Genomic DNA, 26124 nt, shown 5'->3' with positions numbered 1-26124 from the left:
TCGAGCGTTAGCGCAGCGCGCGGGCGGCGAGTGCGGCGCAGTTCGCATCGCTCGCCTGCGGGCCCTGGCGGCCGGTGATGGCGCGGCCGAGCGCCTTGAAGATGTTGCCGGCCGAACGGATCTCGGGCGGGATCACCAGCGCCGGATCGCTGAGCGTGCCGCGCACGAACACCGCGCCGGGGACACGCAACAGGCTGTGGCGCTTGGGGGCGCCGGTGAAGCGCAGGTCGAGCGTCTCGCCGGGGAAGGACAGGCGGCCTTGGCCGGTCAGCTGGCTCTCGCTGGTGTCGACGATCAGCGGGCTGGCGCGGCCCTGGCCGTTCGCGATCGGCATGGTGAGAATCAGGCAGCGCAGCGAGGCCGAGTCGTTCTTGCCGGCGAGCAGCACCCGCCCGGCATCGAAGCCGGCCGCCGCGGCATAGCGCGCGGGCAGCGCGCCATCACGCACGGTGAAGCCGAGCCGGCCATCGGCCCGCGCGATCGCGGCGCGGATGGTGTCGCCGCGGCCGCTGAGCTGGGCATGCGCCTGGACCCGCCCGGTGAAGCTGCCGCCGGCACCGGCGAACGCCTCGACACGGCTGCCGGTGAGGCGAAGATCGAGACTGAGCCGCGGCAATGCCGCGCCGCCGCGCTGGTCGACGGTCGCGGTGCCGCGGATCACCCCGCTCGGCAGCGCGACGGCGAGCGGCGCCACGGTGAGCCGCTGATGATCGAGCGTCGCGGTGCCGCGCACGCCGATGATCGAGCTGTCGCCCGAGCCGCTGAACACATGGGCGATGCGGAAGGCGAGCACGCCATCGGTGGTCTTGATGGTGGCAAGGCTGATTCGCGTGTCGGGCACGATCCGCGGACCGATCCGCCGTTCGAGCGCCGCGCCGCGGGCGCGTCCCTCGTCCGACGACAGATCGGCGAAATCGAAGCGCTGCGCGGCGATCGCGCCATCAAGCTTGGTGCGCCCGTCACGTTTCTTGACGGTGAGGTGCCCGGCGATGTCGGAGCGGCCGATCGTGCCCTTGAGCGCGGTGATCGTCCAGTCGGGCGCGTCGTGGCGGACGTGTGCGGCGAGCGTCACCGGCTGGGTGCCGAACAGCCCCGCCTCGATCACCGCGTCGATCAGCCGCAGATCGGCGGCGCGCGCGGTGACGTCGAGCGTCATCGCATCGGTATCGAGCGGGCGATCGGTAGTGCCGCGCGCGACCATAGCCAGCCGGGCGCCGTCGAGTCGCGCGACGAACGGCCAGGGGCCGGGCTGCGGCCGGTCGACCGGCGCACCGGTAAAGCTGATCCGTACCGGCGCGCCACGAACCACGCCGCTGCCGGCTGCCCGCACACCGTGGCTCGCATCGGACGAGAAATTCAAAGCAACCGAACGGTTGCGCTTGGCATCCTGATAGGCAATCGTCGAGTTGCTGATCGTCAACCCTTTGAGATCGGTCGAGGCGCCGCCGCTTTCCGGCTTGCCCGGGCGCGACCAATTGGTGCGCCCATCCTTGGTACGGACCAGCGCCAGCGCCAGCCGGTCGACGCGCAAATTGCGGGGACGGAAGCTGCCGCCGAGCAGCGGCCATAGCGGGAAGGTCACTTCGGCGCGGCCGAGGCGGACGAAGTCGCCGGGCCCGGCCCAGCCCGGCTGCGGGATGCGCACGCCGGCGACGGCGATCGTCGGGCGGAAGCCAAATCGGTCCACCCGCGTCATCTGCTCGATCACCACCGGCCGGCCGAAGCGCTGCGCCAGCCGGTTGGCGACCACGCCCTTGAGCACGCCCCAGGGAAAGGCCGCCGCGATCAGCAGCAACAGGAGCACCGCCGCGATGGCGATCATGAGGATGGTGCGCCAGCGCCGCGCCAGAAAGGTCATGAGGGTGTGACGCGTGGCGCCGGAAGTCGTTCCGGCTGCGACATCATGTCGGCCGCCGCCGCCGTGTCAGAAGTCGATCGCGATGCCCTTCAGCGTCCAGTCGCCATAGCGGGTGGGATCCTGCGCCAGCGGATCCTGCGCCGGGCGCGCGAGCGGCTGGGGCGCGGGTACCGGCGGGCTCTTGGACAGATAGGCCGGCGGCTTCACATGGGCTGGGCGTTGGCCCATCGGGGATTCTCCGGTTACAGGCGGATCGTGCCGTGTGCCCTACATCGGCCTTCCCAGGAGTTTCGACAAGTTGGCCCAAGCCCCCGAACCACTCGGCACCGCTTCCCGACGCGCGGCCCTGCGCCTGCTGGATGCGGTGCTGCGCCGGGGCGAACCGCTGGAGGCGGCGCTCGGCAGCGCCACCCGGCACGTTTATGGCCCGGATCGTGGGTTGGCCCATGCCATCGCCGCGGAAACGCTGCGCCGGCTGCCCGATCTCGATGCGCTGATCGATTCGGTGACCGAACGCCCGCTGCCCGACGATGCCAAGGCGCGGATGGCGCTGCGCATCGCGCTGGTCCAGGCGCTGGTGCTCGGCACCCCGCAGCATGCCGCGATCGCGACCGCGCTGCCGCTGGTGGATGGGGGCCCGCGCAAGCTGGTCCATGGCGTGTTCAGTGCGATCATGCGCTCGGGCGTGCTGCTGCCCGAGGTGCCGGCTTTACCTGCGACGGTCGAGATGCGCTGGGAAGCCTCCTGGGGCCCCGAGGTGGTGGAAGGCGCAACGCACGCGGTCGCCGCGCCGCCGCCGCTCGACCTTACCCTCGCTGATCCTGCCGCCACCCAGGAATGGGTGGAGAAGCTTGGCGGCGTCAGCCTGATGCCTGGCCATGTCCGGCTGGTGGATCCGGCGCCGGTCGGCGATCTGCCCGGCTATGCCGAGGGCGCGTGGTGGGTGCAGGATCTCGCCGCGTCGCTGCCGGTGCGGTTGCTGGGCAACATCGCGGGGAGCGCGATCGACCTGTGCGCGGCGCCTGGCGGCAAGACGCTGCAGCTGGCGGCGCAGGGCGCGGCGGTGACCGCGGTCGATGTGTCGCCGAGCCGGGTAAAGCGGCTGCGCGAGAATCTGTTCCGCACCCGGCTGAAGGCGCAGGTCGTCACCGCCGACATCCTGCGCTGGATGCCGGACGAGCCCACCGATGCGCTGCTGATCGATGCGCCGTGCAGCGCCAGCGGCATCTTCCGCCGCCATCCCGACGTCATGTACCGCGTCCGCCCGTCGATCATCACCGAGATGGCGGCGCTGCAGGCGCGGATCCTGGCGCGGGCGGCGGACTGGGTGAAGCCGGGCGGCGCGATGGTCTATGCCACCTGCAGCCTGGAGCCCGAGGAAGGCGAGCAGCAGCTCGCCACCTTCCTGGCGAGCCGGCCGGACTATCGGGTCGAGGCCCCGGATGCGGCGCTGCTGCCGGCAGGTATTCCGGTCAACGACGGCGGCTGGGTGCGGACGCTGCCCGGGATGCTCGCAGAGGCCGGCGGCTGTGACGGCTTCTTCATCGTGCGGCTGCGGCGCGACGCATAAATCTATGCTAATAAGCACAAGCTTTGCGGACCCGCATTGTAATGGTGGGCAAGCAAAGTAGAGACATGATCATGCAGCCCGTCCGCATCGCGCCATCCATCCTTTCCGCCGACTTCGCCAAGCTGGGGGAGGAGGTGCGCGCGATCGATGCCGCTGGGGCCGACTGGATCCACATCGACGTAATGGACGGGCATTTCGTCCCCAACATCTCGATGGGGCCGGCAGTGGTCAAAGCGCTGCGTCCGCACACCGACAAGCTGTTCGACGTCCATCTGATGATCGCGCCGGTCGATCGTTATCTCGACGCCTTCGCCGAGGCGGGGGCGGACACGCTGACGGTGCATTACGAGGCGGGGCCGCACATCCATCGCACGCTCCAGCACATCAAGGGGCTGGGCAAGCGCGCGGGCGTGGTGATCAATCCCGGGACGCCGGCCAAGATGCTCGATTATCTGATCGACATGGTCGATCTGGTGCTGGTGATGAGCGTCAACCCCGGCTTTGGCGGCCAGCATTTCATCGATGGCCAGCTCAAGAAGATCGCCGCGATCCGCAAGATGATCGACATGAGCGGGCGCGCCATCGACCTCGAGGTGGATGGCGGCGTCGATGCGGTGCAGGCCAAGCGCTGCATCGAGGCCGGCGCCGATGCCCTGGTCGCCGGCACCTCGGTGTTCCGCGGCGGACCGGATGCCTATGCCGCCAACATCGCGGCGCTGCGCGGATGAACGCGGAACCCGGCGACATCGCCGCACAGGACGGCATCGAGGAAGGCAAGCGCCTGATGCGCGTCGGCGGCGACAAGGGGCTGAGCCTTGCCGAGCGCCTGTCCGAACGGCTGCAGAAGATGACCTGGCGCACGCCGATCCACAGCATGCGTCTCAAGGGTCGTTATCCGCTCAAGCTGGTGGCGGTGCCCGACGATCCAGTGATCGGTGACGTCAAGCGCGGCCAGGCGCTGCTGCGCGGCGAGATCGTGTTCCGCGGCGAGGCGCGCGAGCTCGACGCGCTCAACTTCGCCCGGCGCGACTGGGGCAAGCCGTTCGCCGAATATGTCCACAGCTTCGGCTGGCTGCGTGACCTGTCGACGGTGGCGACGCGGGCACAGGGCGCGCCAATCGCGGAAGGCCTGATGGCGCGCTGGATCGGCGCCTATGCCGACAAGGTCGATGCGCTCGCCTGGCGGCCGGACCTGTGGGGCCGGCGCATCCTGTTCTGGACCGCGCATGCGCCGCTGATCCTGTCGTCGACCGATCTGGTCTATCGCTCGAGCGTGCTCAATTCGCTGGCACGCGGCGCTCGTCATCTCGATCGCAGCGCCGACAAGGTGCCGGCCGGCGCGCAGCGCATCGCTGCCTGGTGCGGGGTAATCGCGGCGGGGCTGCTGATCCCCGGCGGCGAGCCGCGGCGCAGCTTCGGCGAGGCCGGGCTGGCGCGCGCGCTGGCGAGCGGGCTCGGTGATGACGGCGGATCGGTGTCGCGCAGCCCGGCGATGCTGGTGGACACGGTGATGCTGCTCGCCATGCTCCGCGAGGCCTATGCCGCCCGGGGCGAGGAACTGCCCGGGTCGGTGCAGGCGGCGCTGGCGGCGGCGGTGCCGGCGCTGCTGGGCGTGATGCACGGTGATCGCGCGCTCTCGAGCTGGCAGGGCTGCGGCCCTGGCACACCCGAGCATATCGCCGCGGTGATCGAGGCGAGCGGGGTGCGCACCCGGCCACTCCGCCAGGCGCGCGACTGGGGCTATCAGCGACTCGCCGCGGGCAGCGCGGTGCTGGTGGTCGACGCCGCGCCGCCGCCGATCGCACGGCTGGTGGAGGGCGGCTGCGCCTCGACGCTCGCGTTCGAATTCTCCGACGGACCGGTGCGGCTGATCGTCAATTGCGGCGGCGCCCGCGCCGCGGTAGCGCAACTGCCGAGCGCCTTTGCCGAAGGGCTGCGCACCACCGCCGCGCATTCGACGCTGGTGGTGGGCGATTCCAACTCCACCGCGATCCATGTCGATGGCACGCTCGGCCGCGGCGTCGGCGAGGTCGAACTGAGCCGCCAGGAATCGGATGTCGCCAGCCGCATCGAGGCGAGCCACGACGGCTATGTTCGGCGCTGGGGCTTCGTTCACCGCCGCCAGCTGATGCTCACCGGCGACGGCCGCGAGCTGCGCGGCGAGGATGCGCTGCTGCCGCAGGGGCGCAAGCGCCGGTCGGGAAACACGCCGTTCTCGTTGCGCTTCCACCTTGGCGCCGGCGTCCAGGCGTCGCCGACCGCGGACGGGCTGGCCGCGATCATGCGCCTGCCGGGCGGTGCGCTATGGCAGTTCCGCTGCCGCGGCGGCGCGTTGACGATCGAGGATTCGCTGTGGATCGACGGCGAGGGCTATCCGATCGCGACTCAGCAACTGGTGGTGAGCGGCGAGGCGGCGGCCGGTGGCGCCAATATCAGCTGGGCGATGAAGCGCGCGATCTGACCGGCTGAACCAAGCCGCGGTTCGTCCGTTGGGGCGCGGTAACCCTCGGCAGGAGGGTTAACCAGCCAAGGAACAGTGCGATGAACACCACCACGCTCAAGGGCGACGCCCAGGACATCACCGGCAAGGTCAAGGAAGGCGCCGGCAAGGCGACCGGCAATGAGTCGCTGCAGGGCGAGGGCCTCGCCGACCAGCTGACCGGCGCGTTCAACAAGACCGTGGGCGTCGCCAAGGATGCGCTCGGCGGCGGCGTCGGCCCGGCGGCGGACAAGGCCAAGAACTTCGCCAAGGCGCGCCCTTATGCGACCGCGGCGCTGGCGAGCGTGATCGGCCTGGCGGTGCTCAACACGCTGCGCGGCAAGTAAGCCCGACGACTACACCGTCATTCCGGGCTTGACCCGGGATGACGGTTAGCGGCCGATGCCCGCCAACGCTTGAATCCCTGGCCCGAACGCGACAAAGCGCCGCGCATGACCAGCATCCCGATCCGCCGCGCGCTCCTGTCCGTCTCCGACAAGACGGGGGTCGTCGACCTTGCCCGCGCTCTCGCTAGCCAGGGCGTCGAGCTCGTCTCCACCGGCGGCACCGCCAAGGCGCTCCGCGACGCGGGGCTGGCGGTGCGTGATGTCGCCGATCTCACCGGCTTCCCGGAGATGATGGACGGCCGGGTCAAGACGCTGCACCCGATGGTCCATGGCGGCCTGCTCGCAGTGCGCGACGATCCCGAGCATGCCGCCGCCATGCAGGCGCATGGCATCGGCGCGATCGACCTGGTCGTCGTCAACCTCTACCCGTTCGAGGCGACCGTTGCCCGCGGCGCGAACCGCGACACGGTGATCGAGAACATCGACATCGGCGGTCCGTCGATGGTCCGCTCGGCGGCCAAGAACCACCATTATGTGGCGATCGTCACCGATCCTGCCGATTACCTAATCGTCGCGACCGGCGCGACCACGCTCGACCAGCGCAAGCAGTTCGCCGCCAAGGCGTTCGCCGCCACCGCCGCCTATGACGGCGCGATTGCGCGCTGGTTCGGCACCGTCGACCAGGCCGAGCAGTTCCCGCCGGTGCTGCCGCTCACCCTGACGCGTGGCGCGACGCTGCGCTATGGCGAGAACCCGCACCAGTCGGCCGCCTTCTACACCGCGACCGACGACGTCCGCGGCATCGGCCAGGCGCGCCAGGTGCAGGGCAAGGAGCTGAGCTACAACAACCTCAACGATGCCGATGCCGCATTGGAGCTGGTCGCCGAGTTCCGCGACGCGGCGCCGACCTGCGTGATCGTCAAGCACGCCAACCCGTGCGGCGTCGCCACCGCAGGCAGCCTCGAACAGGCCTATGCCGAGGCGTTCGCCTGCGACACCGTCTCGGCATTCGGCGGGATCATCGCGGTCAACCGCCCGCTCGACGTCGCCACCGCCAAGGCGATCACCGGCATCTTCACCGAAGTGGTGGTGGCGCCCGACGCCGATGACGAGGTGCTGGCGCTGTTCGCGGCAAAGAAGAACCTGCGGCTGCTGTTGACCGGCGAATTGCCTGATCCCGCCCGCAGCGGCCTGTTTGCCAAGTCGATCGCCGGCGGCTGGCTGGTCCAAGGTCGCGATGCCGGCACGCCGGGCGAGCTCAAGGTCGTCACCCAGCGCGCGCCGACCGCGCAGGAGCTGGACGATTGCCGCTTCGCCTGGACGGTGGCCAAGCACGTCAAGTCCAACGCCATCGTCTACGCCAAGGATGGCGCCACCGCCGGCATCGGCGCCGGGCAGATGAACCGGCTCGAATCGGCGCGGATCGCGGCGTGGAAGGCCAAGGATGCCGCCGACAAGGCGGGCTGGGCGAGCCCGCGGACGATCGGCTCGGCGGTCGCCTCCGATGCCTTCTTCCCCTTCGCCGACGGGCTGCTCGCGGCGGTGGAAGCCGGCGCGACCGCGGTGATCCAGCCGGGCGGCTCGATCCGCGACGACGAGGTGATCGCCGCGGCCGACGCGGCGGGGCTGGCGATGGTGTTTACCGGTATGCGCCACTTCCGGCACTGAGATCGAGTGCTCCTGCTTTCGCAGGAACACGGAAGCGTCAGCCGACCGGCGATCCCACGTTGGGCAGCGTCGCTTCCTCCGCGCGTGGCATCTTGCCGAACAGCGCGCGATCGGCGGGGCCGAACGCCCATTTCCAAAGGATGAACAGATAGGTGCAGGCGATCGCCGGCTCGCCGAGCAGCAGCTCGGCCCATTCCAGCCGGTGGGGCAGCGCGGTGAACAGCGAGCCGACCACGATCGCCGCCGCCGCGGCGCCGATCAGCGGCCAGCGCCACGGCGATACCGGCGCGGCGAGGATGCGGGCGAGCAGCCGCGCCTTGATCACCGAGGTGAGGCCGACGCTGAGCATCAGTGCGATCGCCGGGCCTGCCGCCTGATAGTTGGTCGGCCAGCCGAGCCGGCGCATCAGCAGGATCAGCGCCAGGCTGAGTTCGATCTGGAAACAGAGCATCACCACAGAGATGATGAGGTTGCGATGCCGCGCGGTATAGACCAGCGCCGATTCACATACCGCGCCGGTGGAGGCGAGCACCTCGGCGGTGAGCAGGAAGCCCAAGGCGGCGGCACCGGCGACGAACTGCGGGCCGACCACGCCCATTACCGCCTCGCCGGGGATCGAACCCATCAACGCAAGCCCGCCCTGCGCGGCCATGATCCAGAACGCCACCTGGCGAACCTGATTGGCGATGGCGAGGCGATCGTTGACCGCAAGGCTCTGGGTAATCACGGGCCCCAGGATCGGATCGAAGCTGGTCTTGAGCTTCTGCGGCAACGACGCGACCTGCTGCGCCATGTAATAGATGCCGACGATCTTGGGCTCGAACATGACGCCGAGGATGAAGCGATCGACGTTGCGGCTGCCCCATTCGAGCGCGTCGGCGCCGGCGAGCGGCGCGTTGGCGCGGGCGAGCGCGAACAGGCCGCCGAGATTGGGCGACCAGCCGCGCGGCAAGCCGTAAGCGCGCAGGAACGGCACCATGCTCGCGATCAGCGCGGCGACCATCGAGGCGACATAGGAGAGGACCAGCCCGTCCTTGATCGTGAAGAAGGAGAAGACGTAGGCGGCGATCGAGATCGTCCACGGCTCCACCACCGCGCGCGCCGTCACCGCGGCCTTGACGTTGAGCCGATAGGCAAGCGCGGCGAGGCTGACGTCTGACCAGGCGACCGCAACGATGATGCACGGGAAGAAACGGTCGAGCCCAGTGACCTGAGAGTTGGCGTACATCACCTCAGGGAAGGCGATCAGCACGCTGCTGGCGACGATCGAAGCGATGAAGGCCACTGCGAGCGCATCCCAGACGACGCAGACGTGCGGGCGCTCCGAGCTGCTCAGCGCCTGGGCGAGGCCGCGCTTGAGGCCGAGGGTGGCGAGGAGGGCGGCGAGTTCGACCACCACCACCGCGAGCGCGAAGCGGCCGACGAGATCAGCGCCGTACAGGCGGCCGGCAATGAACAGGAACGGGATGCGCGCGGCAAGGCGCAGCACAAAGCCGGCGATGTTGGTGCGGCCGCCCTTGGCGAGGGTGTCGATATCCCGGGTGTCGGTGGTCATGCGGCGAGGGTCGTCAGGACACTGTCCTCACGCTTTCGGCGCTGCGCGCCTTCGTCCCTCTCCCGGTAGAAGAAGGAAGGGGTTCTCTCGCCGGAGGCGAGTGGGACGCGCGAGGACAGATCGGCCGCGCGGATCAATGCGCCGCGCCCCAGCTGATCCCGGTGCCGATCTCGATTGCGAGCGGCACGTCGAGCACTACCGCGGGTTCGGCCGCCGTCGCCATAACCCGCTCGATCACCGGCCGCGCCGCCTCGACGTCGCCCTCGGGCAACTCGAACACCAGTTCGTCGTGGACCTGGAGCAGCATCTTGACGTTCGGCAGCCCGGCGGCGAGCAGCGCCGGCTCCATCCGCACCATCGCGCGCTTGATGATGTCCGCGGACGTGCCTTGGATCGGTGCGTTGATCGCGGCGCGCTCGGCGCCCTGGCGCTCGTGCTGGACCTTGCTCTTGATCCGCGGAAAGTGGGTCTTGCGCCCGAACAGCGTCGTCGTGAAGCCGCGCTCGCGCACGCTCTGCGTGGTCTCGGCGATATAGTTGTTGATGCCGGGGAAGCGCTCGAAATAGCGGTCGATCATCGCCTGGGCCTGGTCGGCGGCGATGTCGAGCCGGCCGGCAAGGCCCCAGCGGCTGATGCCGTAAAGAATCGCGAAGTTGATCGTCTTGGCGCTGGCGCGGGTATCGCGGGTCACCTCGCCGAACAATTCCTGCGCGGTCATGCTGTGGATGTCGTCACCGCGCGCGAAGGCTTCCTTGAGCTGCGGCACGTCGGCCATGTGCGCGGCGAGCCGCAGCTCGATCTGCGAATAATCGGCGGCGAGGATGACGTTGCCCGGTTCGGCGACGAACGCGTCGCGGATCTGGCGGCCGACCTCGCTGCGGATCGGGATGTTCTGGAGATTGGGCTCGGTCGACGACAGCCGCCCGGTCTGCGCGCCGGTGAGCGAATAAGAGGTGTGGACGCGGCCGGTGCGCGGGTTGATCTCGTTCTGCAGCGCATCGGTATAGGTGTTCTTGAGCTTGGTCAGCTGGCGCCAGTCGAGCACCCGCGCGGCGATCTCGGCACCGGGCGAATCCTTGTCGGCGGCGATCCGCTCGAGCTCGGTGACGTCGGTGGAATAGACGCCGGACTTGCCCTTGCGGCCACCCTTGATGCCCATCTGCTCGAACAATACGTCGCCCAATTGCTTGGGGCTGCCGATCGTGAACGGCGTCCCGGCGAGGCCGTGGATCACCGTCTCGAGCCCGGCGATCTGGCCGCTGAACTCCGCCGACAGGCCCGACAGACGCTCGCGATCGACCTTGATCCCGCGCGTTTCCATCCGCGCGATCACCGGCACCAGCGGGCGATCGACCATTTCATAAACGCGGGTCGAGCCCTCGGCGGGCAGCCGAGCCTTGAAGCGCTTCCACAGCCGGTAGGTGACGTCGGCGTCTTCCGCCGCATAGCGGGTGGCGGATTTCAGATCGATCTCGTGGAAGCCGCGCTGCGACTTGCCGGTGCCGACCACGTCCTTGAAGGCGATGCAGCTGTGCGACAGATGGGTGGCGGCCAGCTCGTCCATGCCATGGCCGTGAAGCCCGGCATCGAGATCGAAGCTCATCACGATGGTGTCATCGTGCGGCGCCACGTCGATGCCAGCGAGGCCGAGCATGACCATGTCGAACTTGAGGTTGTGCCCGATCTTGAGCACCGCCGGATCCTCGAACAGCGGCTTGAGCAGCGCCAGCGCCGCGGCGCGGTCGATCTGCACCGGGCTCTCGGCGAGCAGGTCGGTGGTGCCATGGCCGAGCGGGATGTAGCAGGCGCGGTTGGGCCTCAGCGCCAGGCTGATCCCGACGAGGTCGGCGCGGGTGGCATCGGTGCCGGTGGTCTCGGTATCGATCGCGAGCCAGCCCTGGTGGCGCGCCTCGGCGATCCAGCGGGAAAGCGTGTCGGCGTCGACCACCGTCTCATAGCCGTCGTGGTCGCACGGCGGATCCTCGGCGAACGGCACCGAGGCCGGCTCGGGCGTCGGCGCATCGGCGACCTGGCCGAGCCGCGCGAGCAGCGACTTGAAGCCGTGATGCTCGAGAAAGGCGCGCAACGGCGCATCGGGAATGCCCTGCAGCCCCAGTTCCTCGAGCGGATGCTCGAGCGGGATATCGCAGGCGAGCGTCACCAGCTTGCGTGACAGGCGCGCCATCTCGGCATGCTCGATCAGATTGTCGCGCAGCTTGCCCTTCTTCATTTCGGGCGCGGCGGCGAGCACGCCCTCGACGTCGCCATGCTCGAGGATCAGCTTGGCCGCGGTCTTGGGGCCGACGCCGGGGACGCCGGGGACATTGTCGACCGAATCGCCCATCAGTGCGAGCACCTCGCCCAATTGCTTGGGCGGCACGCCGAACTTCTCGATCACCGCTTCGTCGCTGAGGCGACGGTTGTTCATGGTGTCGAGCATGTCGAGCCCGGGCTCAATCAGCTGCATCAGATCCTTGTCGGACGAGACGATCGTCACCTGCCAGCCTTGCGCCAGCGCGGCCTTGGCATAGCTCGCGATCAGATCGTCCGCTTCCCAGCCTTCCTCCTCGATGCACGGCAACGAGAAGGCGCGGGTGGCGTCGCGGATCATCGGAAACTGCGGCTTGAGGTCCTCCGGGGGCGGCGGCCGCTGCGCCTTGTACTGATCGTACATCTGGTTGCGGAAGGTGCTCGACGATTTGTCGAGGATCACCGCCATATGCGTCGGCCCCTCGGCCTTGTGCAGGTCGTCGGCGAGCCGCCAGAGCATGGTGGTATAGCCATAGACCGCACCCACCGGCTCGCCATGCTTGTTGGTGAGCGGCGGCAGGCGATGATACGCCCGGAAAATATAGCCGGAGCCGTCGACGAGATAGAGATGGGGCATCGTGATCGGCGTGTAGCGGATCAGGCGGGGGGCACCAAGACAATCAACTCTTGCGGCAGGAATGTGGCGGCGGTGTGCCCCGGCCGCGACACTTCTCTCCCTGTTAGCAAGGTGCGACGAGCACCTTTACCCCCGTCCGTGCTGAGCTTGTCGAGAAGCACGACGAGATTCATGCCCGTCGACAGGTTCAGGGCGAACGGTCGTAGGGCTTACCCGCGCGACGATCCCACATAGCTCGCCACCGCGGCGGCGACCGACTGGATCAGCTCCTGGCGCTCGCGCATCGAGCGCTGGGTATCGCCGATCATCACCGCGATCGCGTAGCGGCGGCCATCCGGGCAGGTGAGCAGCCCGACATCGTTGAACCCGGCGTTCCGGCCGCCGAGATCCTGGCCGGTGCCGGTCTTGTGCGCGATCGTCCAGCCCGCCGGCAGCGCGGCACGTAGGCGGGCGCGGCCGGTGACCGAGGCACCCATGGTGTCGATCAGAATGCGGGTGGAGGTTTCCGAGAGCAGTTCGCCACGCGCGAGCCGCGCGATCGAATCGGCAATGGCGATCGGCGCAGCGCCGTCCGGCGGATCGGCGATATAGGCGTCGAGCGCCGCGATGCGCGCCTCGGGCGCCAGCCGCGCGCGTGCCGCCTCGAAGGCACCGCCGGCGGCATACGACTGGTTCCAGGTCAGCCCCGCCGTCTTCGACTGGAGCAGGCGCTCGCCGGGACCGAAGCGGATGTCGCCCAATTGCTTGCGCTCGATCATCGCACGCACCGCGCGCGGGCCGCCGACATAGGTGAGCAGGCGATCGTTGGCGGTGTTGTCGCTGTGCGTCAGCGCGCGGGTGAGCAGGTCGCCGACGGTGGTCTGGTAGCCGGCACCCTTCACCAGCATCGCGATCGGCTGGTGGAACAGGGTGAGATCCTCGGGGCGGACGAGGATCGGGTCGTCGAGCTTGGCCTTGCCCTGGTCGCGCAGGTCCATCAGCGTCAGCGCGACCCAGAGCTTGCTCACCGATTGTTGGGGCAGGCGGGTGCGCGCGCCGGGAGAGGTGACGGTCCAGCCCTCGTCCACCGCGCGGATGGCGATGCCGAACTTGCCCTCAAAACTGCGCGCGATGCCGTCGATCGCGCCGGTGAGCTGCGGTGGCGCCGCGTGGCGCGCGGGCGGGGCAGCGGCCGGCACGGGGATCGAGACGCCCACCGGCGGCGGCACCGTGGGCGCGACGCCGCTGGCACCGGGCCGCGAGGTGGAGCCGCACGCTGCCAAGGCGGCGACGCTGCCGGTAACGGCGATCAATCGGACCAATCGGCCGGTGTTCATGCTGTGGTAAACGCCCCGCTACCCAAGGCTCGAATCATTAGCTGCTGATTCATCGGACGAAACAGAGACATAGACGCGCTGCGATGAACCGCGGCTGACACGCGGCGAGTTGCGCGGGGGTGCGGCGCAACATTGCGGCGCCGGCGCCGTTGAACGCGCGAAACCTCTTTCCAAGGATAGCGACATGGCTGAGCAGACCAGCGACTTCTTCGTGGCGCGGCTGAAAGCCTGGGGCGTCACCCGCATCTTCGGTTATTCGGGCGATGGCATCAACGGCGTGCTCGGCGCGCTGCAACGTGCCGAGAAGAAAGGTGAGGGCATCGACTTCATCCAGGTTCGCCACGAGGAAATGGCGGCATTCATGGCAACCGCGCATGCCAAGTTCACCGGCGAGCTCGGCGTGTGCCTGTCGACCGGCGGCCCCGGCGCGACCCATCTGCTCACCGGGCTGTACGATGCCAAGCTCGATCACGCGCCGGTGTTCGCGATCGCCGGCCAGGCCGAGACCACGGTGCGCGGCGCCAGCTACCAGCAGGAGCTCAACCTCGACCGGATCTTCGCCGACGTCGCCGATTATGTCCAGGAAGTGACCGCGCCGGCGCAGATCCGCCACGTCACCGATCGCGGCATCCGCATCGCCACCGCCGGCAACGGCGTCGGCGTGGTGGTGCTGCCCAAGGACGTGCAGGATGAGCCGTATCAGGAGCCGCCGGTGCAGCATGGCTTCACCCGCTCGGGCACCGGCTACACGCGGCCGCTGGTCGTGCCGCAGCCGGCCGATCTCGCCCGCGCCGCCGACCTGCTCAATGCCGGCGAAAAGGTCGCGATCCTGATCGGCGCCGGCGCGCGCGAAGGCGCGACGGCGGTGGTCGATGTCGCCGAGCGGCTCGGCGCCGGCATCGCCAAGGCGCTGCTCGGCAAGGACGTGCTCGGCGACGACGTGCCGGGGGTGACCGGCGCGATCGGCCTGCTCGGGACCAAGCCGAGCTGGGACCTGATGCAGGGCTGCGACACGCTGCTGATGATCGGCACCGGTTTCCCCTGGGCCGAGTTCCTCCCTGCCGACGGCCAGTGCCGCGCAGTGCAGATCGACATCGACGCGGGCATGCTGGGCCTGCGCTACCCGACCGAGGTCAACCTCCATGGCGGCGCCAAGGAGACGCTGGAGGCGCTGTTGCCGCTGCTCCACGCCAAGGCGGATCGCGGCTGGCGCGAGGAGATCGAGGCGGGCGTCGTCGACTGGTGGCAGACGCTCGAGCGGCGCGCGCATGCCGAGGCGCATCCGGTCAACCCGCAGCGGGTGGTATGGGAGATGTCGCCGCTATTGCCCGCCGACGCCATCGTCACCTCCGATTCCGGCAGTTGCGCGAATTGGTATGCGCGCGATTTCAAGCTCAAGCAGGGCCAGCGTTCGTCCTTGTCGGGCGGGCTCGCCTCGATGGGCGCGGCGGTGCCCTATGCGATCGCGGCGAAGTTTGCCTATCCCGAGCGGCCGGTGGTGGCGCTGGTCGGCGACGGCGCGATGCAGATGAACAACCTCGCCGAGATGATCACCGTGCAGAAATACTGGCAGCGCTGGGCCGATCCGCGCTTCATCGTCTGCGTGTTCAACAACGAGGATCTCAACGAGGTGACCTGGGAGCAGCGGATCATGGAGGGCAACCCGCGGTTCGAGACCACCCAGGCGCTGCCCAACGTGCCTTATGCCAAGTTCGCCGAGCTGGTCGGGCTGAAGGGCATCTATGTCGACACGCCCGACGCGCTCGCCGGTGCCTGGGCGGAGGCGCTCGCGTCCGATCGGCCGGTGATCCTCGAGGTGAAGACCGATCCCGCGGTGGCGCCGTTGCCGCCGCACGTCACCCTGGCCGAGGCCAAGGGTTTCCTGTCGTCGATGGCCAAGGGCGATCGCGCTGCCGGGCAGGTGATCGCCGACACCGCGCGGCAGCTGATCAAGGAAGTAACGGGTTGAAGGCCGGCGCGGCGGTGCTGCTGGCGGGGCTGGTCGCCGCCTGTTCGAGCCCGGCCCCCAGTGGCCGACGCAGCGACGAGCGGGCGCGCGCACCGCTCGCTCAGCGGCTGGCCAGCGCCGATGCCGCCGCCGGCGCATTGCTGTTCCGGCAATGTGCGGCCTGCCACACCATCGGCGACGGCGCCGGGGACCGCGACGGGCCGGCGCTGCATGGCGTGGTCGGCCGGCGCATCGCGCATGGCAGCGGCCGCTACAGCTATTCGGCGGCGTTGCTCAAGGTGCCGGGCAACTGGACCCCGGACAAGCTCGACGCTTGGTTGCGCAGCCCGCAGCGGTTCGCGCCGGGGACGCAGATGCTCTATCCCGGGCTGCCCAATGGCGTCGATCGGGCGGACGTGATCGCCTATCTGCAGGCGAACAGCTCGGGGGCGGCCAAGCCATAGCCGACCGCCGGCGATCGGCTAGGGTACCAGCACCGTGTCGACCGCCTCGGCCAGCGCCTCGGGATAATCCAGTGTATAGTGCAGCCCGCGGCTTTCGTGGCGGTGGAGCGCGGAGCGGACGATCAGCTCGGCGGTCTGGAGCAGGTTGCGCAACTCGATCAGGTCCGGTGTCACCCGGAAATGGCCGTAATAATCCGCCACTTCCTCGGTGAGCATCTGGATACGGTGCTGGGCGCGCTCCAGGCGCTTGGTGGTGCGGACGATGCCGACGTAATTCCACATGAAGCGGCGAATCTCGGTCCAGTTCTGCTTGATCACCACTTCCTCGTCGGAATCGGTAACGCGGCTCTCGTCCCATGGGCGGATGTTCGGCACCGGCGACAGGTCGTCCCATGCCGCGGCAATGCTGGTCGCCACCGCCTCGCCGAAGACGAAGCATTCGAGGAGGGAGTTGGAGGCGAGGCGGTTGGCGCCGTGGAGGCCGCTCTCGGTGCACTCTCCCGCCGCATAAAGGCCGGGCAAATCGGTGCGGCCGCCGGAATCGATCACCACGCCGCCGCAGGTATAATGCTGCGCCGGCACCACCGGGATCGGCTGGCTGGTCATGTCGATGCCGAGCCCGAGCAATTTCTCGTGGATGTTGGGGAAATGGCCGCGGATGAAGTCGGCGGGCTGATGGCTGATGTCGAGATGGACGTAGTCGAGCCCGTAGCGCTTGATCTCGGCGTCAATCGCGCGCGCCACCACGTCGCGCGGCGCGAGCTCGAGCCGCTCGGCGTCGTAATAAGGCATGAAGCGCTTGCCGGTCGCGGGATTGATCAGCCGCCCACCTTCGCCGCGCACCGCCTCGGTGATCAGGAAGTTCTTGACCTCGAGATTGTAGAGGCAGGTCGGGTGGAACTGCATCATCTCCATATTGGAGACGCGCGCACCGGCGCGCCACGCCATGGCGATGCCGTCGCCGGTGGCGCCGCGCGGCGCGGTCGAGAACAGATAGGTGCGCCCCGCGCCACCGGTGGCGAGCACGGTCGCGCGCGCGGTGTGGAGGTTGACCTTGCCGGTATCGCGATCGACCGCATAGACGCCCCACACGTTGCCGGCGCCCGAGTAACGCTGCTCGTGGCGGCTGGTGGCGAGGTCAATCGCGACCTGATTGGGCACCAGCGTGATGTTGGGATGCGCCTCTGCCGCCTTTTGCAACGCCTCCTGGACGGCCCAGCCGGTCGCGTCGGCGACATGGACGATGCGGCGGTGCGAATGCCCGCCCTCGCGGGTGAGGTGGAGCGTGTCGCCCTCCATCGCGAACGGCACGCCAAGCTGGCGCAACCGCTCGATCGCGGCGGGCGCGCCTTCCACCACCATCTCGACGATGACGCGATCGTTGAGCCCGGCGCCGGCGATCATCGTGTCCTCGACATGGTTGTCGAAGGTGTCACCGGGCTCGAGCACCGCGGCGATCCCGCCCTGCGCCCAGGCGGTCGACCCCTCGTTGAGCGCACCCTTGGCGAGCACCGTCACCCTGAAGCGCGGCGCGAGGTTGAGCGCCGCGGTGAGGCCGGCGGCACCGGAGCCGATGATGAGGATGTCGGTGGTGGAGGTCATCGTTCAGCCCGCAAAGATGGGCCCCGTCCCGTGTCCGGGGTGACGGGGGTCAAGCAGCGTTCGCCGCGCGTGTCAGCGACAGGAAGACGTCCTCGAGATCGGGCTCCTTGGTGGAGACGTCGACGATGCCGAAGCCGCCGCCCTGGACCGCGGCGAGCACCTCGCCGGCGTTGACCCGATCCTTGGCATAGGTGATCTCCAGCGTCCGCGCGCCCTTCAGCTGGATCTTCTGGAAGCAGGTCGCCTGCGGCACCTCGGCGACGTCGCGGTCCACCGTGACCGCGACAATCTTCTCCTGCGCCTTGCCGACCAGCTCGCGGGTCGGCTCGTTGGCGATCAGCCTGCCCTGGTTGATGATCGCGATCCGGTCGCACAGCTCCTCGGCCTCCTCGAGATAGTGCGTCGTCAGCACCACCGTCACGCCCTGGTCGTTGAGCTCGCGGACATAGCGCCAGAGTTGCTGGCGCAGCTCGATGTCGACGCCGGCGGTTGGCTCGTCGAGCACCAGCACGGGCGGCGAATGAACCATCGCCTTGGCGACCATCAGCCGTCGCTTCATCCCCCCTGAGAGGGTGCGGGCATAGGCATTGGCCTTGTCCTCGAGGTGGACGGCGCGCAGCAGCTCCATCGAGCGCCGCTCGGCCTTGGGCACGCCGTAGAGGCCGCCCTGGATCTCCAGCGTCTCGAACGGCGAGAAGAAGGGATCGAACAGGATCTCCTGGTTGACGATGCCGATCGAGGCCTTGGCGTTGCGCGGGTGGGCGTCGATGTCGAAGCCCCAGATCGATGCCGTGCCGCCGGTCTTGTTAACGAGGCCGGCGAGGATGTTGATCAGCGTCGACTTGCCGGCGCCATTGGGGCCGAGCAGGCCGAAGATCTGGCCGCGCGGCACGTCGAAGGTCACGTCGTCGAGCGCGCGCTTGCCTCCGGCGTAGGTCTTGCAGAGTCCCTCGATGCGAATGGCGGCTTCGGTCATGGCATGCGCGATAGGCTCGTGCGGACGCCGCGACAATCCTTACGGCTACGAAGGATTGATGGTCTTCCCGCGGCTTGCTAACGCGTGCGCCATGATCGCGCCGCCAGAAACCATCCGTGTCTCGCACCGCCGTGTCGCCTGCGACGGCGCCACCGACATTCCCGGCGGGGCCGCGCTCGGCCATCCGCGGGTGTATCTGCAGATCGACGAGCATGGTTATGTCGATTGCGGCTATTGCGACCGACGCTTCGTGCTGATCGGCGGCCCGGCCGATGGCGCGGACCAGTCGACGCTGCCGGACATCTCCGAGGGCGCGAGCCTGCCGCACTGATAATCCTTCCCCCGCGGGGGAAGCGAGCGAGCGGGCCCATTTACCTGCGGCGCGGCGTGCCTATATCCAGGCGATGACCATTGCCGCAGATCCCCGCTCGTTCCTGTACCGCGACGCGCTGTCGCCCGATGCCGCGCAGGCGCTGACCGCGACGGCGCTCGGCAAGGCCGACGATGGCGAGCTCTACCTGCAATATCGCAAGTCCGAGGCGTTCGGCTTCGACGACGGGCGGTTGAAGACGGCAAGCTACGATACCAACGCCGGTTTCGGCCTGCGCGCGGTGTCGGGCGAGATGACCGCCTTTGCCCATGCCAACGAGCTGAGCGAGGCGGCGATCAAGCGCGCCGCCGAGACGATGGCGCTGATCGATCCCTCCGCCGCGCCCAAGGCGGCGGCGCCGCGCGCGACCAACCGCCACCTCTACACCGACGCCGACCCGCTCGATCTGGTGCCGTTCGCCGACAAGGTGAATCTGTGCCAGACGATCGACGCCGCGGCGCGCGCGCGCGACCCGCGGGTGGCGCAGGTCTCGGTCGGTCTGTCGGGCACCTGGGGCGTGGTCGAGATCGTCCGCGCCGACGGCTTCGTCGCCACCGACGTGCGGCCGCTGGTGCGGCTCAACATCCAGATCGTCGTCGAGCAGAACGGCCGCCGCGAGACCGGCACCTTCGGGATCGGCGGGCGCTATCTCTACGACCGCCTGTTCGACCCCGCGACCTGGAACCGGGGGATCGACGAGGCGCTGGCGCAGGCGCTGGTCAACCTCGATTCGGTCGCGGCGCCGGCGGGCGAGTTCACCGTGCTGCTCGGGCCGGGCTGGCCGGGGGTGCTGCTCCACGAGGCGATCGGCCATGGCCTCGAGGGTGATTTCAACCGCAAGGGCACCAGCGCCTTCTCCGGCCGGATCGGCGAGCGGGTCGCCGCACCGGGGGTGACGGTGGTGGACGACGGCTCGATCCAAGATCGCCGCGGCTCGCTGTCGATCGACGACGAGGGCACGCCGACCGGCGAGACGGTGCTGATCGAGGACGGCATCCTCAAGGGCTATATGCAGGATCGCCTCAACGCACGGCTGATGGGCGTGGCGGCGACCGGCAACGGCCGCCGCGAGAGCTTTGCGCATGCGCCGATGCCGCGGATGACCAACACCTTCATGAAGGACGGCAAGGACGATCCCGCCGAGCTGCTGTCGCGGGTCAAGAAGGGGATCTTCGCCAAGTCGTTCGGCGGCGGGCAGGTCGACATCGTCTCGGGCAAGTTCGTCTTCTCCTGCACCGAGGCCTATATGATCGAGGACGGCCGGATCGGCGCGCCGATCAAGGGCGCGACGCTGATCGGCGACGGCCCGACCGTGCTCACCAAGGTGACCGGGATTGGCAACGACTTCGCGCTCGACGAGGGGATCGGCGTGTGCGGCAAGGGCGGGCAGAGCGTGCCGGCCGGGGTCGGCCAGCCGACGCTGCTGGTCGACGGGCTGACGGTGGGCGGCACCGCGATGTGATCGCTGGGGAGGGGCGTCTGCCTCTCCCCTCCTTTTGGTCACGCCGGCGTTCGCTGGGGATGGGTCAAGAAGGTGGAGCCAAACGCCCGCTCATGCGCTCACCCGTGATGGCACTCGTCGAACTCGGCCGCTTCTCGCGCAACGAAGCGCATATCCTGGTCGGTCGGCTGGAGAGCGAGGGCATAGCGGCGCTGGCGTTCGACGGCGAGGCCTCGATCGGCGACGGCAGCTACTTCTTGATTCCGGTGCGGGTGATGGTGAACGAAGACGATCTCGCCACCGCACGAGGCATCATCCCGCCTGCCTGATTTTCGAGCAGGGGCGCCCGAGCGCCCTGCTTTTTACGCTTCCTTAACCCGCCGCGTGGCCGCCCGATGACAGTTTCGCGTCATATCGCGACTGGCACGATGATTGCGATGCACCCTGCGGGATAACAGAGGGGGCGCGGGTGAAGCTGGTCATTGCGATCATCAAGCCGTTCAAGCTCGACGAGGTGCGCGAAGCGCTCACCACGTTGGGCGTGGCCGGGATGACGGTTACCGAGGTCAAGGGGTTCGGTCGGCAGAAGGGCCAGACCGAAATCTATCGCGGCGCCGAATACAGCACCAACATGGTGCCCAAGATCAAGGTCGAGGTGGTCTGCGCGACCGATCTGGCGGCCCGCGTGGTGGAGGCGATCCAGGCCTCGGCCAACACCGGTGCGATCGGCGACGGCAAGATCTTCGTGCTCGATGTCGGCCAGGCGGTGCGCATCCGCACCGGCGAGACCGACGATGCGGCACTCTGAGGGGGGTAAGATGAACCAAGCAATCAAGACTGGCGCCAAAGTCGTCGGCGGCGCTGCCGTCGTCGCGGCGCTCTATGCGGCGCTGCCGGCCTGGGCGCAGGACGCCGCGCTCCAGGCGCCTGCCGCCGCCCCGTCGCCGCCGGTCGTCAACAAGGGCGATACCGCCTGGATGATGACCTCCACCGTGCTGGTGCTGGCGATGATCCTGCCCGGTCTCGCGCTGTTCTACGGCGGTCTCACCCGCGCCAAGAACATGCTCGCGACCATGACCCAGATCGGCGCAGTGGCCTGCCTCGCGATGCTGATCTGGGTGATGTACGGCTATACCATGGCGTTCGGCGACGGAGGCAACGACTTCATCTCCGGCTTCGGCAAGGCGTTCCTCAAGGGGATCACCAGCGAATCCACCGCGGCGACCTTCACCGCCGGCGTCGCCATCCCCGAATATGTCTTCATCTGCTTCCAGATGACCTTTGCCGCGATCACGGTCGCGCTGGTGCTGGGCTCGGTGGTCGAGCGGATGAAATTTTCCGCGGTGATGGTGTTTGGTCTGGTGTGGCTGACCATCGTCTATTTCCCGGTCGCGCACATGGTGTGGGCATCGGGCGGGCTGTTCTTCAAGATGGGCGCGCTCGATTTCGCCGGCGGCACCGTGGTTCACATCAACGCCGGCGTCTCGGCGCTGGTCGCGGCGCTGATCCTCGGCAAGCGCATCGGCTACCCCACCGAGCGGATGGCGCCGCACTCGCTGACGCTGACCGGCGTCGGCACCGGTCTGCTCTGGGTGGGCTGGTTCGGCTTCAACGCCGGCTCGGCGCTCGAAGCCAATGGCTCGGCAGCGCTCGCGATGATCAACACCTTCGTCGCCACCGCCTCGGCCGGCCTTGCCTGGATGCTGATCGAGCGGGCCAATGGCCACAAGGGCTCGGCGCTCGGCTTCTGCTCGGGGATCATCGCCGGCCTCGTCGCCGTCACCCCGGCGGCGGGTAATTCGGGCCCGTTCGGCGCGATCATCCTCGGCGCGGTCGCCTCGGTGGTCTGTTATTATGCGGTGACGCTGCTCAAGCCCAAGCTCGGCTATGACGATGCGCTCGACGCCTTCGGCATCCACGGCATCGGCGGCATGATCGGCGCGATCGGCACCGGCATCGTCTACGCCCCGTCGCTCGGCGGCCCCGGCAAGCCGGACTTCGTGATGGGCCACCAGCTGCTCGTCCAGATTGAGGCGGTCGCCGCGACCATCGTCTGGGCCGCGATCGGCACCGTGATCGCGATCTTCATCGCCAAGGCGATCACCGGCCTCAGGGTCAGCCCGGACATCGAGCTGGAGGGTCTCGACCTCGGCGAGCATGGCGAGCGTGCCTACAACTGATTGATTTCGGGGGCGGGCGGTGCCCGCTCCCCCACGATGTTCCTCCTGCGGACACCCTTGGCCCGATACGGCAACGTATCGGGCCACTTTTTGTCGGCGGGGGCAGCGACCGCGCCGCGCCGGCCAACAATCTGTTGCAAAGCAGCAGCATGCGGCCCCATGTGGCAGGCGTGCTGCGGCAATATGAACTGGTCGACCGGGTCCTTGAATATGACCCCGATGCGGATGAGGCGCTGCTCAACCGCGCCTATGTGTTCTCGATGCAGGCGCATGGCAGCCAGAAGCGCGCCAGCGGCGATCCCTATTTCAGCCACCCGATCGAGGTGGCGGGCATCCTCACCGATCTGAGGCTCGACGACGAGACGATCGCGACCGCGATCCTCCACGACACGATCGAGGACACGGTGGCCACGCCAGAGGAGATCACCCGGCTGTTCGGCGAGAATGTCGCGCGGCTGGTGGACGGGGTCACCAAGCTCTCCAAGATCGAGGCGCAGACCGAAAACGAGCGCGCCGCGGAAAACCTGCGCAAGTTCCTGCTCGCGATGTCCGACGACATCCGCGTGCTGCTGGTCAAGCTCGCCGACCGGCTGCACAACATGCGCACCCTCCATCATATCGCCAAGCCGGAGAAGCGCCGCCGGATCGCGAAGGAGACGATGGATATCTACGCGCCGCTCGCCGAGCGGGTGGGGATGTACGAGTTCATGAAGGAGATGCAGACGCTCGCCTTCGAGCAACTCGAGCCGGAAGCGTATGAATCGATCTCCAAGCGGCTCGAATCGCTCAAATCAGGCGGCGGCGACCGGATCGCCAAGATCGCCTCGGGGCTGAAGCTGCTGCTGGCGCGCGCAGGGGTGGAGGCGGACCTGTCGGGGCGCGAGAAGCACCCCTATTCGATCTGGCGCAAGATGAGCGAGCGCCACATCAGCTTCGAGCAATTGTCCGACGTGATGGCGTTCCGCGCGATCGTGCCGACCGTGGAGGATTGCTACCGCACGCTGGGGATCATCCATCGGCGCTGGCCGATGGTGCCGGGCCGGTTCAAGGATTATATCTCCACCCCCAAGCGCAACGGCTATCGCTCGCTCCACACCTCGGTGATCCATGCCGACAATGCGCGCATAGAGATCCAGATCCGCACCCCGGAGATGCACGCCGAGGCCGAGTTCGGGCTCGCCGCGCATTGGGCCTACAAACAGGTCAACGGTCGCCCGGACAACCAGCACAGCTGGATCGCCGACCTGGTCGAGATCCTCGATACCGCGGGCAGCCCCGAGGAGCTGCTCGAGCACACCCGCATGGCGATGTACCAGGATCGGATCTTCGCCTTCACCCCCAAGGGCGAGCTGATCCAGCTGCCCAAGGGTGCGACCCCGATCGACTTCGCTTATGCGGTGCACACCGATCTCGGCGACCAGGCGGTGGGCGCCAAGATCAACGGTCGGGTGGTGCCGCTTTCCACCGTGATCGACAATGGCGATCAGGTGCAGGTGCTGCGCTCCAAGGGCCAGGTGCCGCAGCCCGGCTGGCTCAATTTCGCGATCACCGGCAAGGCGCTCGCCGGCATCCGCCGCCACCTGCGCCATGCCGAGCGCGACGAGCTGATCGCGCTGGGGCGCAAGCTCTACGACAATATCGTCATCCGCATGCCGGCGACGATCGGGCCGGATGCGGTGGAGCATGCGCTGCAACGGCTCAAGCTGCCCGACCAGCCGGCGCTGATGGCGGCGATCGCGCGGCGGACGATCTCGGACGCCGCGGTGATGGAGGCACTGATGCCAGGCTCCGCGGGCGAGGACAGCGGCATGCTGGCGCCGCAATCGAGCGCGATCTCGATCAAGGGGCTGACCCCCGGCGTCGCGTTCGATCTTGCGGATTGCTGCCACCCGGTGCCCGGCGACCGCATCGTCGGCCTGCGTCGCCCCGACGCCGGGATCGAAGTGCATGCGATCGACTGTCCCGTGCTTGCCGAGCTCGCCGAGCGCGGCACGGACGAGACCGACTGGGTGGATGTCGACTGGGGCGACAAGAGCGACGGCGCGGTGGCGCGGATTGCCGTCCAGGTGAAGAACGAGCCGGGTGCGCTCGGCATCGTCTCGACCATCATCGGCGCGCACAAGGCCAACATCATCGCGCTCCGGCTCGATACGCGCGACACGATGTTCCACACCAACGTGATCGACGTCGAGGTGCACGACGTGCACCAGCTGATGCGGCTGATGGCGGCGCTCCGCGCGGCGGACGCGGTGAATGCGGTGGACCGGGTGTGAACGACGTGCCCGCTCGCGCCGCAAGCGCGAGATTGGTGACGAAGCCGTGACGAGCCGCTAAGACCGCACCATGCATCGCCCCGCGCTGTCCGTCGTCATTCCCTGCTACAATGAAGCCGCGTGCCTCGAGCTGCTGCACGCGCGCGTCTCGGCCGCCGCGCAGGCCGCGGTGGGCAACGACCATGAGATCGTGCTGATCAACGATGGCAGCCGAGACGACAGCTGGCTGGTGATGCAGCGGCTCAGCGCCGCCGACCCGCGGGTGGTGGCGATCAACCTGTCGCGCAACCACGGCCACCAGCTGGCGCTGACCGCGGGGCTCGACCTGTGCTCGGGCGCGCAGATCCTGATCATCGATGCCGATCTGCAGGATCCCCCCGAGCTGCTCGCCGAGATGCGGGTGGCGATGCGCGAGCAGGGCGCCGATGTCGTCTATGCGGTGCGGCGCAAGCGCGAGGGCGAGACGATCTTCAAGAAGGCGACGGCGGCCGCCTTCTACCGCGTGCTCGATCGCGTCACCGATACGCCGATTCCGCTCGATACCGGCGACTTCCGGCTGATGAGTCGCCGCGCGCTCGATGCCTTTCTCAGCCTGCCCGAGCAGGCGCGGTTCATCCGCGGCATGGTCGCCTGGGTGGGTTTCCGCCAGGTGCCGTTCCCCTATGACCGCGCCGAGCGGCATGCAGGCGAGACCAATTACCCGCTCGGCAAGATGGTGCGCCTCGCGTTCGACGCCGTCACCGGCTTCTCCACCGCGCCGCTGCGCTTCGCCAGCCACGCCTCGGTGATCCTCGCCGGCCTGTCGCTGCTGCTGCTGATCTATATCGCTTGGGGCTATTTCGAAGGCTCGCCGGTGCAGGGCTGGACTTCGACGATGCTCGTCGTCGTCGTGCTCTCGGCGGTGCAGATGTTCGTGCTCGGGATGATCGGCGAATATCTCGGCCGGCTTTACATCGAATCCAAGCGGCGGCCGCTCTATTTGGTCGCGGATATCGCCGGTCCGGTGAAGGGACGCTCGAGCCTGGGGTTCAACGCCGCCGAGCCCTCGCCGCAGTTCGACGACGCGCTGGTGCGCCAGGCGGCGGAATAATCACCGTCATCCTGAACTCGTTTCAGGATCCATGGCCCTGCAGGCACCGCGTGCTCGCGGGTCGCGTTGGCCATGGATGCTGAAACAAGTTCAGCATGAC

The 26124-nt window shown here is 68.5% G+C and carries 21 protein-coding genes; 14 read left to right on the top strand and 7 right to left on the bottom strand.

Going from position 1 to position 26124, the window contains the following annotated elements; all coding sequences use genetic code 11:
* Window positions 1-7: 7 nt before the first annotated feature.
* The gene (locus AC07M8_RS04730) at window positions 8-1858 is read right to left on the bottom strand and encodes an AsmA family protein (RefSeq protein ID WP_495173247.1); all 1851 of its coding nucleotides are present in this window, start codon (window positions 1856-1858) and stop codon (window positions 8-10) included.
* A gap of 66 nt (window positions 1859-1924) precedes the next feature.
* On the bottom strand, window positions 1925-2086 hold the full coding sequence (locus AC07M8_RS04725; RefSeq protein WP_495173246.1) for a DUF1674 domain-containing protein: 162 nt from the start codon (window positions 2084-2086) through the stop codon (window positions 1925-1927).
* A gap of 70 nt (window positions 2087-2156) precedes the next feature.
* Here AC07M8_RS04725 and AC07M8_RS04720 point away from each other — a divergent pair, with 70 nt between their 5' ends.
* From AC07M8_RS04720 to purH, 5 genes are all read left to right on the top strand, one after another.
* Window positions 2157-3428 (top strand): RsmB/NOP family class I SAM-dependent RNA methyltransferase, encoded by a 1272-nt coding sequence (locus tag AC07M8_RS04720; protein WP_495173245.1) that lies wholly within the window; start codon window positions 2157-2159, stop codon window positions 3426-3428.
* Window positions 3429-3493: 65 nt separating this feature from the next.
* Window positions 3494-4156: a ribulose-phosphate 3-epimerase gene (rpe, locus tag AC07M8_RS04715; protein WP_495173244.1), complete on the top strand. Its 663-nt coding sequence runs from the start codon at window positions 3494-3496 to the stop codon at window positions 4154-4156.
* Complete coding sequence (locus AC07M8_RS04710; protein ID WP_495173243.1) at window positions 4153-5889, top strand: heparinase II/III family protein; 1737 nt, start codon at window positions 4153-4155, stop codon at window positions 5887-5889. The genes rpe and AC07M8_RS04710 overlap by 4 nt, the downstream gene beginning before the upstream one ends.
* A gap of 80 nt (window positions 5890-5969) precedes the next feature.
* Complete coding sequence (locus AC07M8_RS04705) at window positions 5970-6254, top strand: CsbD family protein (RefSeq protein ID WP_495173242.1); 285 nt, start codon at window positions 5970-5972, stop codon at window positions 6252-6254.
* 105 nt (window positions 6255-6359) lie between these two features.
* The gene (gene purH / locus AC07M8_RS04700) at window positions 6360-7922 is read left to right on the top strand and encodes a bifunctional phosphoribosylaminoimidazolecarboxamide formyltransferase/IMP cyclohydrolase (RefSeq protein WP_495173241.1); all 1563 of its coding nucleotides are present in this window, start codon (window positions 6360-6362) and stop codon (window positions 7920-7922) included.
* Between the two features lie 37 nt (window positions 7923-7959).
* Here purH and AC07M8_RS04695 read toward each other — a convergent pair whose 3' ends face one another.
* The 3 genes from AC07M8_RS04695 to AC07M8_RS04685 all read right to left on the bottom strand — a co-directional run bounded on the left by AC07M8_RS04695 (window position 7960) and on the right by AC07M8_RS04685 (window position 13680).
* On the bottom strand, window positions 7960-9477 hold the full coding sequence (locus tag AC07M8_RS04695) for a lipopolysaccharide biosynthesis protein (protein ID WP_495173240.1): 1518 nt from the start codon (window positions 9475-9477) through the stop codon (window positions 7960-7962).
* A 133-nt stretch (window positions 9478-9610) separates the two neighbouring features.
* Complete coding sequence (gene polA / locus AC07M8_RS04690) at window positions 9611-12364, bottom strand: DNA polymerase I (protein ID WP_495173239.1); 2754 nt, start codon at window positions 12362-12364, stop codon at window positions 9611-9613.
* A gap of 209 nt (window positions 12365-12573) precedes the next feature.
* Window positions 12574-13680, bottom strand: a complete 1107-nt coding sequence (locus tag AC07M8_RS04685; protein WP_495173238.1) for a serine hydrolase — start codon at window positions 13678-13680, stop codon at window positions 12574-12576.
* Window positions 13681-13864: 184 nt separating this feature from the next.
* Here AC07M8_RS04685 and AC07M8_RS04680 point away from each other — a divergent pair, with 184 nt between their 5' ends.
* Window positions 13865-15649, top strand: coding sequence for a thiamine pyrophosphate-requiring protein (locus tag AC07M8_RS04680; RefSeq protein WP_495173237.1), 1785 nt, complete (start codon window positions 13865-13867; stop codon window positions 15647-15649).
* Entirely contained in the window at window positions 15646-16092 is a 447-nt protein-coding gene (locus AC07M8_RS04675) for a c-type cytochrome (RefSeq protein WP_495173236.1), read from the top strand. Before AC07M8_RS04680 ends, AC07M8_RS04675 begins: the two co-directional genes overlap by 4 nt.
* 18 nt (window positions 16093-16110) lie before the next feature.
* Here the strand turns inward: AC07M8_RS04675 and nadB are convergent, their stop codons facing one another.
* Both nadB and AC07M8_RS04665 read right to left on the bottom strand, forming a co-directional pair.
* Window positions 16111-17694 (bottom strand): L-aspartate oxidase, encoded by a 1584-nt coding sequence (gene nadB, locus AC07M8_RS04670; protein WP_495173235.1) that lies wholly within the window; start codon window positions 17692-17694, stop codon window positions 16111-16113.
* A gap of 49 nt (window positions 17695-17743) precedes the next feature.
* Window positions 17744-18670: an ABC transporter ATP-binding protein gene (locus AC07M8_RS04665; protein WP_495173234.1), complete on the bottom strand. Its 927-nt coding sequence runs from the start codon at window positions 18668-18670 to the stop codon at window positions 17744-17746.
* A gap of 91 nt (window positions 18671-18761) precedes the next feature.
* On the opposite strand from AC07M8_RS04665, the gene AC07M8_RS04660 reads away from it, so the two are divergent.
* The 7 genes from AC07M8_RS04660 to AC07M8_RS04630 all read left to right on the top strand — a co-directional run bounded on the left by AC07M8_RS04660 (window position 18762) and on the right by AC07M8_RS04630 (window position 26024).
* Window positions 18762-19001, top strand: coding sequence for a zinc-finger domain-containing protein (locus AC07M8_RS04660; protein WP_267394801.1), 240 nt, complete (start codon window positions 18762-18764; stop codon window positions 18999-19001).
* A gap of 73 nt (window positions 19002-19074) precedes the next feature.
* Window positions 19075-20502, top strand: coding sequence for a metalloprotease TldD (gene tldD / locus AC07M8_RS04655; protein ID WP_495173233.1), 1428 nt, complete (start codon window positions 19075-19077; stop codon window positions 20500-20502).
* Window positions 20503-20609: 107 nt separating this feature from the next.
* Complete coding sequence (locus tag AC07M8_RS04650; RefSeq protein ID WP_495173232.1) at window positions 20610-20810, top strand: putative signal transducing protein; 201 nt, start codon at window positions 20610-20612, stop codon at window positions 20808-20810.
* A gap of 140 nt (window positions 20811-20950) precedes the next feature.
* Entirely contained in the window at window positions 20951-21289 is a 339-nt protein-coding gene (locus tag AC07M8_RS04645) for a P-II family nitrogen regulator (RefSeq protein WP_267394798.1), read from the top strand.
* 10 nt (window positions 21290-21299) lie between these two features.
* The gene (locus tag AC07M8_RS04640) at window positions 21300-22661 is read left to right on the top strand and encodes an ammonium transporter (RefSeq protein WP_495173231.1); all 1362 of its coding nucleotides are present in this window, start codon (window positions 21300-21302) and stop codon (window positions 22659-22661) included.
* Between the two features lie 170 nt (window positions 22662-22831).
* Window positions 22832-24934, top strand: coding sequence for a RelA/SpoT family protein (locus AC07M8_RS04635; protein WP_495173764.1), 2103 nt, complete (start codon window positions 22832-22834; stop codon window positions 24932-24934).
* 70 nt (window positions 24935-25004) lie between these two features.
* Window positions 25005-26024 (top strand): glycosyltransferase family 2 protein, encoded by a 1020-nt coding sequence (locus AC07M8_RS04630; RefSeq protein WP_495173230.1) that lies wholly within the window; start codon window positions 25005-25007, stop codon window positions 26022-26024.
* Window positions 26025-26124: the final 100 nt, after the last annotated feature.

Source organism: Sphingomonas sp. GW821-FHT09E03, assembly GCF_059416225.1.
The sequence above is the reverse complement of the archived record's forward strand: the minus strand, read 5'-3'. Positions and strand labels throughout refer to the sequence as shown.